10 protein-coding genes and 1 pseudogene are annotated in these 15645 nt (G+C 69.1%); 2 read left to right on the top strand and 9 right to left on the bottom strand.

Annotated elements, in window-relative coordinates:
- Positions 1 to 87: 87 nt before the first annotated feature.
- Positions 88 to 1194: a protein kinase family protein gene (locus HEP85_RS43370; protein WP_168534639.1), complete on the bottom strand. Its 1107-nt coding sequence runs from the start codon at positions 1192 to 1194 to the stop codon at positions 88 to 90.
- Positions 1195 to 1660: 466 nt separating this feature from the next.
- On the opposite strand from HEP85_RS43370, the gene HEP85_RS43365 reads away from it, so the two are divergent.
- On the top strand, positions 1661 to 2569 hold the full coding sequence (locus HEP85_RS43365) for a hypothetical protein (RefSeq protein ID WP_248002412.1): 909 nt from the start codon (positions 1661 to 1663) through the stop codon (positions 2567 to 2569).
- A 470-nt stretch (positions 2570 to 3039) separates the two neighbouring features.
- Positions 3040 to 4326 (top strand): AI-2E family transporter, encoded by a 1287-nt coding sequence (locus HEP85_RS43360; RefSeq protein ID WP_329524874.1) that lies wholly within the window; start codon positions 3040 to 3042, stop codon positions 4324 to 4326.
- A gap of 908 nt (positions 4327 to 5234) precedes the next feature.
- On the opposite strand, the gene HEP85_RS43355 is transcribed toward HEP85_RS43360, so the two are convergent.
- The 8 genes and pseudogenes from HEP85_RS43355 to HEP85_RS43320 form a co-directional block, all read right to left on the bottom strand.
- On the bottom strand, positions 5235 to 5453 hold the full coding sequence (locus HEP85_RS43355; protein ID WP_168533057.1) for a hypothetical protein: 219 nt from the start codon (positions 5451 to 5453) through the stop codon (positions 5235 to 5237).
- A 176-nt stretch (positions 5454 to 5629) separates the two neighbouring features.
- A complete protein-coding gene (locus tag HEP85_RS43350; protein WP_168533055.1) occupies positions 5630 to 6901 on the bottom strand; it encodes an FAD-dependent monooxygenase in 1272 nt (423 codons plus the stop codon).
- Between the two features lie 137 nt (positions 6902 to 7038).
- Entirely contained in the window at positions 7039 to 7239 is a 201-nt protein-coding gene (locus HEP85_RS43345; RefSeq protein WP_168533053.1) for a hypothetical protein, read from the bottom strand.
- A 626-nt stretch (positions 7240 to 7865) separates the two neighbouring features.
- On the bottom strand, positions 7866 to 10997 hold the full coding sequence (locus HEP85_RS43340; protein ID WP_248002411.1) for a GH92 family glycosyl hydrolase: 3132 nt from the start codon (positions 10995 to 10997) through the stop codon (positions 7866 to 7868).
- A 279-nt stretch (positions 10998 to 11276) separates the two neighbouring features.
- A complete protein-coding gene (locus HEP85_RS43335) occupies positions 11277 to 13331 on the bottom strand; it encodes an NB-ARC domain-containing protein (RefSeq protein WP_168533049.1) in 2055 nt (684 codons plus the stop codon).
- A gap of 225 nt (positions 13332 to 13556) precedes the next feature.
- Positions 13557 to 13742, bottom strand: a pseudogene (locus HEP85_RS43330) (leucine zipper domain-containing protein); the annotation flags it as partial.
- 104 nt (positions 13743 to 13846) lie between these two features.
- Positions 13847 to 14350: a helix-turn-helix domain-containing protein gene (locus tag HEP85_RS43325; protein WP_168533047.1), complete on the bottom strand. Its 504-nt coding sequence runs from the start codon at positions 14348 to 14350 to the stop codon at positions 13847 to 13849.
- 131 nt (positions 14351 to 14481) lie between these two features.
- Positions 14482 to 15387 carry an alpha/beta hydrolase gene (locus HEP85_RS43320; RefSeq protein WP_168533045.1) on the bottom strand — a complete coding sequence of 302 codons (906 nt, stop codon included), beginning with the start codon at positions 15385 to 15387 and terminating at the stop codon, positions 14482 to 14484.
- Positions 15388 to 15645 lie beyond the last annotated feature (258 nt).

The raw sequence follows: 15645 nt of genomic DNA, 5'->3' as shown, positions 1-15645 counted from the left end.
CCTCAGCCGAAGGGCCGCCGTGCGGTCGAGTGCGGCCTTGGCCGACGACCTGGCCCAAGTACACCGGCCAAACCTGTCCTCGGACGATCAGGTAGGTGTCTGACCACCTCCAGGAGCAGACACCCAGCCCTGGCACCCCAGGGCCCGCCGAGCCTCACCGGCCGGAAATGGAGTGCGCTTGCTCTGGGTGAGAAATCGGTGGTGGAAGTTGTCCAGGACGATGGAGTGCTGAGCGTGTCGGTCGATGATCGCGCTGATGTCGGACGGAACACCGTCGGGTCGTCGCCCCTTCACCCAGTCACGCAGAAAGGCCCCGTGTTCACTACCGCCCCGGACGCCGTCTGGCAGATGGTGGCGAAGCAGGTGGCCCGGTGCGTAGCAGCGGTCGTACACAAGATGATCAGCGAGGAAGTCGGCCTCCTCGGTGGAGAGTTCGAACTCGCGGCTCAGCGCAAGGCCAAAGTCGGCGAAGTAGACCTGCTGGCCGTCGGTGAGCAGGTTGGCGAAGTGCGCGTCGAAGTGGACGAGGCCGTGCCCGCTCATGAACTCCGTCCCTCGCAGCAGCTGATCCTCGACCCACCGATAGGCCGACGCGCCTGATGTGACCCGCTGGGCCGCATCATTCCTTTCGCCGAGCCAGCAGGCGAGTGTCTGAGGCACATACTCCAAGAAGAGCACCAGGCTGAAGACGGACCGGCCGATGGCCTCCAGCCGACGGCGCACAGCCGGTGACCCATCCCAATGCGCGACAGCCCCGTCAACGCCCCCGAACATGTCGGCGAAGCCGGCAGGAGGACAGTCGGGCAAGACCCGCCAGTGATACAGGAGAGGGAAACCAGCGTACTCGTTCTTCAGGACCCAGCCTGTGGTCATGAGGTGAGCGGCCAGCTCACGCCAGGCGCCGAACCCCGTCGACCCCGCCCCGTACTGGTAGAAGAGGGGAAGCTCGAACAGGTTGGCCGTCGACCGCAGGTGCTCCGATTGCAACTCGATGTGCGTCAGCGGCACCCGCTTGACGAAGACGTGTCTCCCCTCGACTTCCATCTCCGACGACCTACCGCCGATACCGGAGCCCAGACCCGGCGCGGCAGCCACGGCATCCGCGAGTTGCCGATCGCTGAACAGGGACAGCCGTGCTCCCACGGTCGCGTACGCGGAGACTCGCGCCGCATGCCCTGACGCGGTCCCCTCCATCGGCGGCTCCAGCGGAGCGTCAGCACTCACACTGCTGATCATGCCAGGCGACCGAACACGACTCTCGACAACTCACACGTCGTCTCATGCCGTGGGCGCTGTACCGCGTGCGCCGGCTGTTCCTGCTGTCCGGCGACGGCGGACACCGCCCGGTCATGCGGTCCACCGAGCGGATCGACATCGGCCGCCCCCAGCAGCTCGCCCCCGTCTCACCGCCATCTCACAGCGGCACGGCTCGACGTCGAACGCGACCACCTCTGCGAGCGCGCCCGGGCATTGGTCCGGTCTCGTGGTGAGACGTGGCCGATGGCGGAGGACCTGATCACCACCGCCCCTGCCTCCTGGACGCGCCCGTCACCGGCACAGTGCCGCGGGCGTCGCACCCGCCGCGGGGGCACTTCCAGAACGGTGATCGAAGAGGTGATCACACTGAACCATGCCATGGCGACCTATAGGCTTCTTCGTCATGTACACAACCGGACGCGGATCCGCGCCAGTCGCCCTCGCGCTCAGCACCGTCCTCCTGCTCGCCCTCACCGGCTGCTCGTCCAGTACGGACGAGGCGGACGGCGACTCCGGAGTCCTGCGGGAACTGGGCAGTGTGGCCAGGAGCGCGCGTACGGACATGGTCAATTACGTAGACGCCGCCGAGGCACGCCGCCTCTCGCGGGGCGCCTCCGATCGTTTCGCGTTCGTACGGAGACCGGCCAGCTCGCTGCTCTCCTCGTACGGTCCGCCCCCGTGGGGCCACAGTCTGGCGGCGCAACAGATCGACACCGCCATCGACTTCCAGGGAGCGGGGCACTGGGAGGGCAAGTTCGACCAGTCGGCCGTCACCGCGTCCCTGAAGTCCAACGGATACACGAAGAGCAAGAAGGACGACAGGGACGTCTGGACGAACTCCCAACACCCCCACCAGGCATACGAGATCGCGAAGAACTCGGTCTCCTACTCCACAAGAAGCGGCATCGACCTGTCGGCCCTCCATCCCGAGGACGGCAAGACACTGGCCGACATCAAGGAGTACCGGCAGGCCGCCGACTGCGTGGGCGACGCCTACCGCGTCGACTTCTCCGCACTGCGCTCCTCCGGACCGGTGCGACTCTTGGTCCTCGGCCAACGGGCCGCCACCGCGGCGAAGAACACCGAGGCGATGTGCTTCGTGGTCAAGGACGCCGCGACCGCGGCAAAGATCGCAGGCCGGTTGAGAGCGATCGTCGCGAAAGATGCGCCGACGTACGACGGTACGAAGGTGACGGTGGACAAAAGCGGGGACCTGGCGCTGGTGCGGGCTGTCGTCCCCGACAGCACCAAGCAGATGCCCGGACGCCTGAACCGCACCGACATGGCGCTGTGGGCAGCGGCCGGCCTCTGATCCCTACCGGAAGGGAGATCCGGGCGAGAGACACGTCCGGGCCGCACTCACCCGTGACTTGCCCGCGAGCTGGTCTCGCCTCTCTCACTGGCTCTCACGCAGGCGCGACCACCTGGATGCCGAGAACGCGCGCTGCGTGTCCCTTTGCCGCAGGTCACGGGGCGTAGAGGACTCCGTGGTCTTGGAAGTCCGTTCCTGTCACGCCTTCCAGGGGTCGTCGAGTCGGCAGCCGAGGCCCTGGTCCGACTGTCGGTTCCGCGGCGGACCAACCGAGCGGCAGCTCGACACGTCGTCCGAGGCCGATCTCCTCCGCCTCATCGGTCCTGACCCACGGCGGCGAACACTCCGCTCAGGATGCCCGGAAGCCCAGCCGTGCCAGACGCGACGCTGACCCGCAGCGCGGGAGTCCCGCGCGTGGCTGATCGATCGGAACGGGGGCAGAAGGCCAGCGATGCAAAGGGAGGTTCCGGATGTCCCGGATCCACGGATGGCTCGATCGCGTGAAGAACGGCGCGGCCACGCTCGGTGAACGCCGTGCGCAGGCCAGGGCGGGCCATGACGCGGACCACGAGGCGATGGCCGGCCGGGAGCGGCCGGTGGAGGTCCAGCGGGCTCGCCCCCGCACCCCGGACCCGGCCGGCGCGGTGCCCTGGGGCATGCGGGTGGCCGCCGAGGCAGGCTGGCGGTTCCTGGTCCTGGCCGCCGCGGTCTGGGTGCTGATGCGGGTGATCGGCTCCGTACGGCTGGTCGTCCTCGCCTTCGTCGTCGCGTTGCTGATCACCGCGCTGCTCGAGCCGACGGTCTCCCGGCTGCAGCGCAGCGGGCTGCCCCGGGGGCCGGCCACGGCGGTCACGGCGATCTGCGGGTTCCTCGTGCTGGGGCTGGTCGGCTGGTTCGTCGTATGGCAGGTGCTCGACAACGTCGACTCGTTGTCCGGCCGTCTCCAGGACGGAGTCGAGCAGTTGAAACAGTGGCTGCTCCAGAGCCCGTTCCACGTGACCGAGAAGCAGATCAACGACGTCGCGAAGAACCTGAGCGACGCGATCGGCAGCACGAGTCAGATCACCTCGACAGGCCTCCAAGGGGTCACCGTGCTGGCCGAGGTCCTCACCGGCATGCTGCTGACGATGTTCTCCACGCTGTTCCTGCTGTACGACGGCAGGCGCATCTGGGAATGGACGCTCAAGCTGGTCCCTGCCGAGGCCCGGCCGGGGGTGGCCTCAGCAGGTCCGCGCGCCTGGCGGACACTCACCGCGTACGCACGCGGGACGATGATCGTCGCGTTCATCGACGCCCTCTTCATCGGAGTGGGCATCTACTTCCTGGGCGTACCGCTCGCCGTCCCCATCGGCGTGGTGATCTTCCTGAGCTCGTTCGTGCCGTTGGTCGGTGCCGTCGCCTCCGGCGCCATCGCGGTCGTGGTCGCCCTGGTCACGCAAGGCGTGTTCACCGCACTCATGGTCCTCGTCGTGGTGCTCCTGGTACAGCAGATCGAGGGACACGTCCTCCAGCCCTTCATCCTGGGACAGGCCGTCCGGGTCCACCCCCTGGCCGTGGTCCTGGCCGTTGCCACCGGTGGTCTGGTCGCGGGCATCGGCGGTGCCGTGGTCGCCGTACCGCTGGTCGCCGTCGTGAACACGGTGGTCGGTCACCTCCATGCCCACGCGGGTGAGGAGGAGCGGGGGACGACGGCCGTACCGGCCCTCGGCGGCGACGGGCCGGGGCAGTCCGCGGACCTGACGCACGACGACTCCTGACACGCCGGGTCCGAGCGGGGAGAACCCAGCCGATGATCAAGGCAGTTCGAGTGGGTGCAGTCGGGCCGGAACCTTGGGCCATCAGGGTGAGCCGAGTGGTCGCCTATGTGGCCATGCGAACACCGTTTTGGGAAGCCTGGACGAGGGGCGCCGATGACCGGAATACCGCACCTGAACCAGAGATATTCCTCGCGTCCGGAACGCCGTCACAGCGCGAAAAGAACAGGGCCGGTGAGGAAGTCGCCTTCCTCACCGGCCCGTCGCACCCGTTCCCGGAACTAGGGTTCAGTCGTCGCCTCTGACGATGTTTCCCTCGGGACTGTCCGCCTGGTCACGCCGCGCAGCAAGGGCGGCTGTCGCAGGGACGCAGGTACGTACTCCGCTCCCGTGCCGACGACGCGCTTCCGCCCAGCCTGTCTCCGGCCGACGCGTGGCGATCTTCCTGCTGACCTCAGTGCTCACGACACTTCATCTTCTTCCTGCGCCCAGCCCGTTCGAAGCCCGGCTCTTCCGTCGTCTTCTGGATACCCGTACATCTCTCGGATACCTGAACCGAGTGCCCGTCCTCGACCGGGAGAAACGCCGATGCGGCGTAGCTCTCGGAATCCGAGGACAGAACCGGCAATGGGATCATCATCCGCCAGGTCGGCCCGACGCGCACGTCGTGTTCCTGCGGCCGACGGCTTCAGTGCGGGGCGCCGGGGCGCCCCGCACCGCGTCCACCAGCACGTTCGCGGGGCAGGTCCTGGCAGCCCAGGACGGGCCCGGAGGCGCGCCCTATGTGGCCTCGGCGGAAGCCCAGCCCGGGGGTGGCGTCCACGGGGCGCCCGGAGCGAACGCCGCCCACGCCGCGCTGCGTCCCCTCGGACCGCACGCCCTCCTCCACCACGCCCCACGCGTCCGACCGTTCATGCCTGCCGTGACCACACCTCGGGCCCACCGCCGTGCCACTCGATGACCGGCGAGTCCGCCACATCGATCTCATCCACGTCTGTCCACCCCGCCCGCCGCATGATCTCGGCCAGGCCGCGCAGGCTGAAGGCCGCCCCCATGCTCTCCCCGTCCACGCACACCTGGCGTCCCTCCCCCTTGACGAGTGCACTGACGACTACGACACGCTCGGTCATGCGGCAAGCATCGCCCGCGGCCCCATCCCGCGCATCCGGACGTAGCCCGTGGCGTCGTTCCGGACCTGCTTACCGGTGGACTCCCGACCGACACGCGCCCTCCGCGTGTTCAAAGGTCACCCCGCGTGCCGCGCGTACAACCCGCGGCGTATCCCGTATGTCCCGAACTTCGTGGGTCAGGGGGTGTGCAGCGGCGCCTTCACATCGGCCTGCTGCCGCCCGGCGGACCGGCTTCCTCCCAGCGCGGGCAGCGGGGTCTCGCCTCGTCGGCAGGTGAGATACCAGCGTCGGCCGGTGTCGTAGGCCCGTCGCGCCCTACGGATCGCGGCGATCTGCGTGGCGAGGTGCACTTGGTAGCGCCAGGGTGTCTGGTTGCCCTGACGCACCGCCATGGCGTACGCGAAGGACACCGGGTCGCGGTCGAGGTAGTCGTCGAGCTGTTCGAACCAGGCCATGCTCGAGCGGGCGCCCGCCTGCACGGGGTGCAGTTCGGTACGGCGGTGCTGGTCGTACTCCCGTAGCGCGACCGCCTTGTCCGGGTATTGCGAGAGGCTGTGGGCGAGAACGATCGCGTCGATCATCGCCAGCCGGGTCCCCGACCCCAGCGTGAAATGGGTGGTATGCGCGGCGTCGCCCATCAGGACCGTGTCGTCCTGGAACCATGTCCGGTTGCTGACGTGGGCGAAGCGCTGCCAACTCGCCGGCTCGCCGCGTGACTTGCTGATCAGTGAGTGGCCGTCGAGTGCCCGCCGGAAGATCCCCTCCAGCAGTGGCATGCTCTCCTCGGCGCCGAGGGTGTCGAGCCCCAGGCCTCGCCAGGTCTGCGGGGAGCACTCCACGATGCAGGTGCTGATCCCTTTGACCGACGGGTAGGCGTGGAACCAGATCCAGCCTGCGGAGGTCTGCTCGAAACAGAAGACGAAAGTGTCGAACTCCTTGTCCGTGCCGAGCCAGATGTACGGGTTGCGGCCGACCTCCACACGGGGGGCGAAGTGCTCGGAGCGGGACTCCCGGATCCGGCTGTTGGCACCGTCGGCCGCGACGACCAGGTCGGCTTCCGGCAGATGCGTCGGATCCGTGGCCTGGTGCCCGTACCGGACGTCGACGCCGAGGCTCGCAGCACGCCGCGTCAGTACGTCCAGCAGGGCCGCGCGGCCCATGCTGTACCCGTAGCCGCCGAAGTACGCCGACCCGTCGTGGTGGGCACCGTGCAGGGCCACCTCCTGGCCCTGCCAGAGCACGGACTTGGCTCCGATCTGCCGGGCGCTCTCAGGGTCGTTGCGGTGCAGGATGTCGAGCAGGTCGTTCCAGTAGACGACGCCCCAGCCGTACGTGGCCGCGGGCGGATCCCGTTCCAGAACGGTGATTTCGTGTCCGGCGTCGCGAAGCTTCGCCGAGATCGCGAAATACAGTCCGGCCGGACCGCCACCCACGCAGACGATCTTCATTCCGCCTCACAGCCTCGACGCCCTCGTGTACGCGGATGCCGCCCGGATCACGGCATGGATCCGGGCGTCCCACGGGCTCGGACGCCCGGATCCATCAGTTCATGCCGGTCATACGGATGGCCGTGGCGAATGACTGGTCACCAGCCACCTCCGCCCCAACCGCCGCCACCCCAACCGCCGCCGCCCCAGCCGCCCCCGCCCCAGCCGCCGCCACCCCAGCCGCCACCCCAGCCGCCGCCCCAGCCGCCGCCGTGACCGCCCCAACCCCAGCCGCTGTCGTTGCCCCAGCCCCAGCCGCCGCCGTGACCGCCGCCCCAACCCCAACCGTCTTCGTGCACGGACGAGGTTGCCGCAGGAGTAGATGCAGGAGCGCTGGCCGCGCTGGCCGCCCCGACTCCGGCTGCGATGGCGATGATGGGCGCCGTGCAGACGGCAATGGCCACTCGCCTGATGCGTGAAGTGTTCGCTCGCATGATGATCCCCTCTCCAGAGGGTTGATGTCGCTGCCGGGCGCAGGAGAGCGAGCGCCCATGCACATCCGAGCCCGCCTACAGCCCGGGTGCGGGGTCCGTCGCCGGATGTCTTGCCTCCGGGCCACGGACTGCCAGGTCGTATCTTTTGCCTACAAAAGGGACAAAAACCTGTATGTACAAACCTAGGAGTCCAGCTCGACGAAGTCAAAGGAATGACGGTAAAAAGTGACAGCAACCGCCATCTGCTCGTCGACGCGCGTCCGTCCCGTCGGCCGCGACCCCGGCCGGGCGGCGACGGCCACGGGAGTTCTGATGCCGGCCCGCCCCCGACGACCGGGCAGGTCTGATCGCGGACGGTTCCCGGATCTCACCCTGCGTGCGGAGGCCGCCCACGAGCGGGCACCGACCCGGGGCCGACCTCGTCCGAGCGCGCCGCCGGGCAATGCCCGCGGGCTGGAGGGCGGGGTTCGTCCTCCAGCCCGCGGCGGACCTCAGCCGAGTCCCAGCGCGAAGATGTGCAGGTCGCCGTCCGTGGGCAGGGTGACGGACTTGATCTGCTCGCCCTCCGGCACTTCATACGGCTTGGTGGCGAAGACGAACGCCGCCTCGCCCTTGCCGTTCGGGGTGTTGCGGTATTCCGCCTTCGCCACCACGGAGTTGCCGTACACCGGATCGGTACCGCCGCCCGGCCGGGTCCAGTCGCCGAAGGACAGATCCGTCTGCGCGGTGGTGCCGTCGGTGAAGGTGACCGTCGCACTCCCCCTGCGGTCGCCGTTCGTGGCCGAGCCGACGAAGACCAGCCGCTTGGCGTCCTTGGTGTCGGCTGCGAGGTCGAGCCGCCGGCCGTTCGCCGTGACGCTGTCCGGGCGGCCCGCGGGCGTGCCGGGCCAGGTGAAGCGCGTGCCGGAGATCTCCGTCGTCGCACCGCCCTTGAGCCCGGCCGCGGCCAGCGCCTGACGCGAGTAGCTGTTGCCCGCGCCGTCGAAGTCGGCCTCGACCGGTGTGCCGTCGCTCGACACGCCCACAGCCGCGTACGCGTCACCGAGAGCCGCGGTGACGCCGCCCTCCTCGGCCACCAGGACGATCACGGTGCGGTGCACGGCGTCACCCTGGCGATCGCGGATGGTGAACGGCACCTCGTAGTACCCCGGTTCCGTCCCGGCCGCCGCCTTCACCGTCAACTCGGCGGTGCCGGAGCCCGTGTCCGCGGCGAGGTTCATCCTGTCCGACGACACGGACAGTCCGGGCGGAGCGTCCGCGGCGACCGTCAGCGTGCGGTCGTGTCCGGCCAGCGCCTGTCCGTGCACCACGAGTTTCGTGCCGACGCCGCCCGGGGACGCGATCACCTGGTTCCGGGCGGCGTACGCCAGGAAGTCCTGCTCGCCGTCGTGGTACGACGGCGGCGCCGCCTTGGGGGACGTGGCCCAGGACTTGTCCGGTGTACCGGACAGGTCGAAGTCCAGTCGGCCGCCCTTGGTCACCGCCGACTTCGGCAGATACGTGCGCTCACGGTCGCGGCCGTCCAGTCGCAGCCCGTGGACGTAGGGTGTGCCCGCAGCCGCTCGTGGGGCGCGGATGTCCAGGTCCCGGCCGTGGCCCGGCAGATCCACGACCACGCGCGGGAAGAGCGGGCTGTGCACCGACAGGTCGGCGGTGCCCGGTGTGGCCGGGTAGAGCCCGACGGCGGCCCAGACGTACCAGGAGGACTGGGCGCCCAGGTCGTCGTTGCCCGGCTCACCGTCCGGGGTCGGGCTGAAGAGGCCGGTCGCGATCGACCGGACCTTCTCCTGCGTCTCCCAGGGCCGGCCGAGGTGGTTGTAGACCCACGGAACTCCGAAGTCGACCTCGTTCCCGGCCCACATGTAAGGCTCGTTGGGCCCGGCGTTGAGTTTGCCGAAGAAGGTGTCGAGCCGCTTCGCCGTGGCCTCGCGGCCGCCCATCGCCCGGATCAGGCCGGCGGTGTTCTGTGGGACGAGCCAGTTGTACTGTGCCGCGTTGCCCTCGTCGAAGCCGTCCTGGCCGAACTTGCCGGCCGGCGGCGGCTGGTAGCCGGGGCCGTCCGGGAAGAGACCGTCCTCGCCGCGCGGGGAGAGGTAGCCGGTCGCCGGGTTGAGGATGTTCTGCCAGTTCTGGCCGCGGCGGGTGAAGGTGCGCGCCGTGTCCCGGTCACCGGCGGCCCGTGCCAGTTGTGCGATGGCGAAGTCGTCGATCGCCCACTCGAGGGTGACGGAGGCGCCGACGCGGGCGTGGTCCCCGCGGACGGCGCTGTTGTTCGCGTAGCCGCGTTCCACGTAGTCCTCGACGCCCGGCCGCTCCTGGTACGCGCCTGGCGTGTGGTCCACCGAGGTAGCGCCCTTGACCAGGTACTTGAGTGCGGTCTTGAGGTCGAAGTCGCGTGCGCCGTAGGCGTACAGATTCGCGATCAGCGGGACGGAGTTGTCGCCGGTCATCTGGCCCGTGTAGTCGTTCGCGAGTGGCCAGCGCGGCCACCAGCCGCCCTGCTCCGCGTCGTGGACGAGAGACTGCGCCATGTCACTCGCCTGCTTCGGGAACAGCATCGCCTGCAGCGGGGCGAGTGAGCGATAGGTGTCCCAGTCGGAGAAGTTGGCGTACTGCGCGCGGCCCTCGGGGAGCGTGCGGACCTTGTCGTCGAAGCCGATGTAGCGGCCGTCGGCGTCGTTGAAGGTGTTCGGGTGCATCAGCGAGTGGTAGAGGAAGGTGTAGAACATCTTCCTCTCACCGGTCTCACCGCCCCCGACGCGGATCTTGCGCAGTGCCTGCTTCCACTGGCCCCGGGTCTGCTCGCGTACGTCGTCGAGGTTCCAACCGGGCATCTCCGCGGCCATGTTGGCCCGGGCGCCGTCGACCGATACGTACGACATGGAGACCTTCGCGCGCACCGTACGTTGGTCGGTCGCGTCGAACGTCAGATAGGCGCCCGCCCTGGGGGCGTCCACCGAGCCGCCGCCGTCGGTCACCGCCTTGCCGTCCCAGGTGCCGTGCGCGACGAAGGGGCGATCGAAGGTGATCGCGTAGTGCACGGTGTACTCGTTGCCCTTGCCGCAGAAGTTGCCCGTGGTCGCGGATCCGGTGATCGCGCGATCGCCGGAGATCGTCAGGTCGGCCTTCTTGTCGCCGGAGAGGCTGCCACCGCCCTTGACCAGGACCTGCGCCTTCTTCCCGGTGTCGGCGGGAAAGGTGAACGAGGCCAGTCCGGTGCGGGTGGTGGCGGTGAGTTCGGTGCGTACCTTCGCGCCGTCGCCCGTGGTCACGGCGTAGTAGCCGGCTTCGGCCTTCTCGTCCGTGTGCGTGAACGCCTCGGTGCGGTCCCACGGTGCGCTGCCGACGTCGCCCGCGACCGGCAGCAGCGGCACGTCGCCGAACGCGGTGCAGCCGACCGAGGCGTGGTTGAGGCTGAAGCCCTTGATCTTGCTGCTGTGGAACTGGTAACCGGCGTACGAGCCCTCGGTGTCGGGCGAGAATTGCATCATGCCGAACGGGGTCGACGGGCCGGGGAAGTTGTTGATCTCTCCGACGGACGCGCCGCCGTTGCCGGTCCCGATGAGCGGGTCGACGAACTCGGTGGGATCTTCGACGAGTTCGGCGCCTCCGGGTTTGGACAACGTTGTCCGAGCGGCGGAAGCCGCTCCTCCCGAGCCCCCGACCAGTGCTGCCATGACAGCTGCTACGACTGCGACTTGCCTACTGATGCGTCTCACATGCGACTCCTGTGCAGTGGCGTCCCGGCCATCACACACTCAGGCATGCTCACGCCAAGGTCAAGAGGCCCGCCCCGTCACCGCGTGGCCCGCCGTGCACCGGCCCCCTCGGCGCGATCGGGTCGGATTCATCGGCGCGCGGCACCCTTCCCCGGCCCCGGACTCGACGGTTTGTGACGACGGTCAGGAGGGTGGAGGGCCCTGCAGTACGAGGGCGAGGCCCAGTTCGGCGTCGCCGTTCAGCGCGTCGTGGAAGGCCCTGTCGTAGGCGTCGTCCCCGGCCGCCTTACGGGCTTGCAGTTCCCATTGGTCACGCACCTCGGAGAGCTCGGGCGTGCCGTGATTCGGGTGACCGAGCATGCGCCAGAAGGAGTTCCCGGTGCCCGAGGTACGAGCGGCCCCGATGCCGTTGCCCTGAACCGCGTTCGCTCCGGTGAGGAGGTCGAGAGCCAGGGCGATTCCGAGGTTGTCGTTGAGGTTGTGCTTGCTGGCGAGCATGGCTCGGGCGTGGCGTTCCGCGTCGTGCGCGCGCCCCTGGAGGAGGTCTATGAAGGCGAGTTGGTGGAACGCGTACGACCGCGCCCAGTGCTCGCCGTAGCGGAGGCTGAGACGGCGCAGGCCGATGGCCGCTTCGTAGGCCTCCGCCAGTCGGCCCAGCGCGGAGTGGGCGAACGTACGGATCACCATGCAGCAGAGCTGCGGCGCCCCCGAGGGCGGCGACGTGCCGCGGGTGATCAAGGCGTGGTCGCTCACGTCGTACGCGGCCTGGGGACGGCCGGCCATGAGGTGGGTGAGGCCGAGGGTGTGGGCGGCGAACAGCGCGGACTGCGGAGTGCCGTCCTGCCGCGCCGCGTCGGCGCATTCCTCCCCGACGCGCAGCGCGGTCCGGTGGTCGCCCTGGAGGGTGAGCGTGATACCCAGGGCCCAGAGTGCGCGGGTGCGGGACGGCCCCTTGGGTGTGTCGAGCGCCAGGGCGCGTTCGAGATAGTCGCGGGATTCGTGCAGGTGTCCGCAGCAGGGCCAGAACAGGCCTGTCCTGCCGGCCATTTCGAGGGCGGCGTCGGGGTCTGCCTCGATGAGGTGGTCGAGTGCGGCGCGTACGTCGGTGTGGCTCGCGGAGATCCGCGCGTACCAGGCGACCTGCTGGCCGCTGAGCCAGCCCGCTTCGGCCTCCGCCAGCACGGTGGCGAAGTGCGTGGCATGGAGCCGGGCGAGGGCGTGTTCCTCACCGAGCTCCGCGAGCCACATGGCTCCGTACTCGCACAGTGTGTCGAGCATGCGGTAGCGGGTGCCCACCTGTTGGAGGACGGACTGGTCGACCAGCCGCTCGAGAAGCCGGGGGATGTCGTGGGCACCGAGGGGGCCGCCCGCGCAGACGGCCTGCGCGTCCGCCGCTTCGACGGGGCCGCGGAAGACGGAAAGTCTGGCCCACAGCAGGCGCTCGAGCGGGGAACACAGTTCGTGGCTCCAGCCGATCGCCGTGCGAAGGGCTCGGTGGCGCTTGGGCCATGCCGTCTCGTCCACGAGAGTGTCGAGCCGTGAGCCCAGGCGTTCGGCGATCTCCGTGAGGGTGCTCTCCCGCAGGCGTGCGCAGGCGAGTTCGACGGCGAGCGGAATTCCCTCCAGGCGGCGGCAGATGGCGGAGACGGCCTCGGCGGAGCCGGGGGAATCGAGGGACACCTCAGGGGCGGCCGTGGCACAGCGCTCGCGGAACAGACGCACCGCGTCTCCGCTGCCGCCGTCGTCCATGGAGAGCGGAGCGACCTCGATGCGGTGCTCGCCCTGGACACCGAGGGGTTTTCTGCTGGTGGCGAGGACGGTCAACTGAGGTGCGGCCAGCAGGAGTTCGCCCACCAGGGACTGGCAGGAAGTCAACACCCGTTCGCAGCAGTCGAAGACGAGCAGGACTTGTTGGCCGGTCAGCCACTCGTGCAGTGCCTCGACCGGGGCGCGCGGGTTGTGGTCCAGGAGATCGACCGCATCGCAGACCGTGGCCGTGAACAACCTGTCGTCGTAGAGGTTGGACAGGTCGATCCACCAGACCCCGTCGGCGTACCGACCCCGTGTCTGCTCCGCGACGCGCAGCGCCAGGCGGCTCTTACCGACACCGCCGCCACCGGTGAGGGTGACCGCCCGGTGCTGGGTCAACGCCGTCTTGACTGTGTCGAGTTCGCTGTCGCGGCCGACGAAGCTGGTCGTCGTGACCGGGAGGTTGCCTACCACGGCTCCATCCTGCATGCCTCGCGCACGGACCTACACCCTCTTACAACAAGCGGTCAGAAACGATCGACCTTGACAACTATTCGATCGGACGGTTTCTGTGGCCGACGCGGTGAGACAGTCCGCGTGATCTCATGGGCCGGCGGTGCCCGACGGATCCACCTCTGCCTACGGTTGCCCGGACGCCGTGGTACCCGCATTGAGGGCGTCACGGCGGGCCCAGGACAGTGCTGCCGTGGCCGTCGGGCGGCTGGAGCGGTCTGCCAGGCCCGCCTCACCCTCGGCCCGCCATCGGCGCACCCACATGTGAGCGGTGGGCCGTGAAACGCCCAGCTCGGCGGCGACATGCGCCACCGGCCGCCCGGAACGGACACGGTCGACCAGCAGCCGCCTGCCATGAACGGTCAGCCGGGCATTACGGTGGGACACGAAGACCTCCGAGTGGTGCAGTCCTAGACAGCTCCACACACCGGAGGTCTTCGCCTTTCAGCAACCCGAACACCAGGTGTTGACAACGCTCGTGATCAATACACCTAGGCCCCTGAGTGGCGACGGCGTGGTGTGTCGACCGGCGTGGCGGATTCGATGGGATCCGACGCCCGTGACTGGACTATGAGGATGTCGTCGGCGGACAGTTCCCGGCCGTCGTCCGCGGTGAGGGTGACCGGCAGGGGTTGCCGGCCGGTGCGGGCGTCGACGACACGGTTGACGAGCTCGTCGTCGTCGAAGAGGTGTTTTTGGCCCCACTGGCGCAGTGCGGCCAGAACGGTGTGGAAGTCACGGCCCTTCTCAGTCAGGACGTACTCGTGCGAGTTGCCGAGTGCCGACTCCTGGATCTCGAAGATGCCGACGGCCACGAGCTTCTGCAGGCGCGCGCTCAGGACGTTGGTCGCGAGGCCGATGTGGTTGCTGAAGTCCGTGAAGCGCGTGACACCGTGCATCGCGTCCCGCAGGATCTGCAGAGTCCAGGTGTCGCCGACCTCGTGCAGAGACCGGTCGATGGGGCAGGCGGACCCGCCCAGTTCCCGACGCTTCACCGCGACTCCCCTCTCGATGTCACTTGCAATTGTAGAGCAGGTGGGTGTCCTGTCCGTTCGAGGCTGTTCCGGTGTCCGGCGGCGCCACTGGGGTGTCCCGCCGATCCTCCCTCGGCGGGACACCCGGTCGGTCACCCGGCCTGGAGGTGGGTGCGGAAGAACCGCACGGCGGCACTGGTGCTCGCCTCGAAGCCGTCGAGGTAGGGGTCGAAGTGACCGCCGGGCAGGAGAACGAGTTCCTTGGGCTCCAGGGCCTTCTCGTACGCGCCCAGGGCCAGGTCGGTGGGTGCGACGGTGTCGTGGGTGCCGACCAGCATCATCAGGGGTGTCGGCGAGATCTGGTCGATCCAGTGGCCGGGGTCGTAGGAACGGGCGCGCCGGTTGGACTGGACCGTGACGCGGTTCTCCCACACGCCCTCCGGCGCGTTGTGCCGCAGGTAGAAGTCGATGGCGTCGGCGGAACGGTAGGAGGCCGGCACGGTCGGGTCGTCGCTGACGAACGCCTGACTCGCCGGTTGCCCGCCCCGGGCCTGGTTCAGTTCGTCGGCGGCGATGGCCTGCTCGAGCTGACGGGTGAGATGCGGCGGGACACGGCGGCGGCTGCTCTGGGAGCCGCTGATGGTCGGCACCTGGGAGTACACGGCCGTGATCCGGCGGTCCGTCGCCCCGAGGACGAGGGCGTGTCCGCCCGAGTAGCTGGTGCCCCAGACGCCGATGCGGTCCGCATCGATCGAGTCGAGAGTCTGCAGGTGTGAGATCACCCGCCGCCAGTCCTCGATCTGCCGGTAGGGGTCGATGTCCTGGCGAGGCTCTCCGGTGCTGTCGCCGAAGCCCCGGTGATCATGCAGCGACACCGCGAATCCCGCCTCCGCGATACGGCGCGCGATCGCCTCGATGCCCTGGTGGTACTTGGTGCCGCCGAAGCCGTGGGTCATCGTGACGGCCGGGTGGGGCCCTGGACCCTCCGGCAGGAACAGCCATGCGTCAAGCACCGTCCCGTCGGGCAGGCGAATCAGCTCGTCTGTGCGCTGGACCATGAGATCTCTCCTGAGGTGATCGGTGCGGTGGGGCCTTGCGTCGGACTCGTCTCCCCGAGACGGCACCGCGGACGCGGCGGCCCTTCGGCGGCGGCACGACCGACCGCTTCGCCGGGCGTCGGAGCGAAGGCGCCGCTCCGGCCGGGGGGCGGGACGCGGAGCCCCTGCCTTTCTCCCCCGGCCGCCGTGTTGCTTGCAAAATGCAAGTCCCGATGCCAGGATGACCCACGTAGCTTGCAGAAAGCAAGTGATATTGAG

The sequence above is a fragment of the Streptomyces sp. RPA4-2 genome, from assembly GCF_012273515.2.
In the GTDB taxonomy this organism is placed as follows: domain Bacteria; phylum Actinomycetota; class Actinomycetes; order Streptomycetales; family Streptomycetaceae; genus Streptomyces; species Streptomyces kaempferi.
This window is presented reverse-complemented; position numbering and strand designations above follow the sequence as displayed.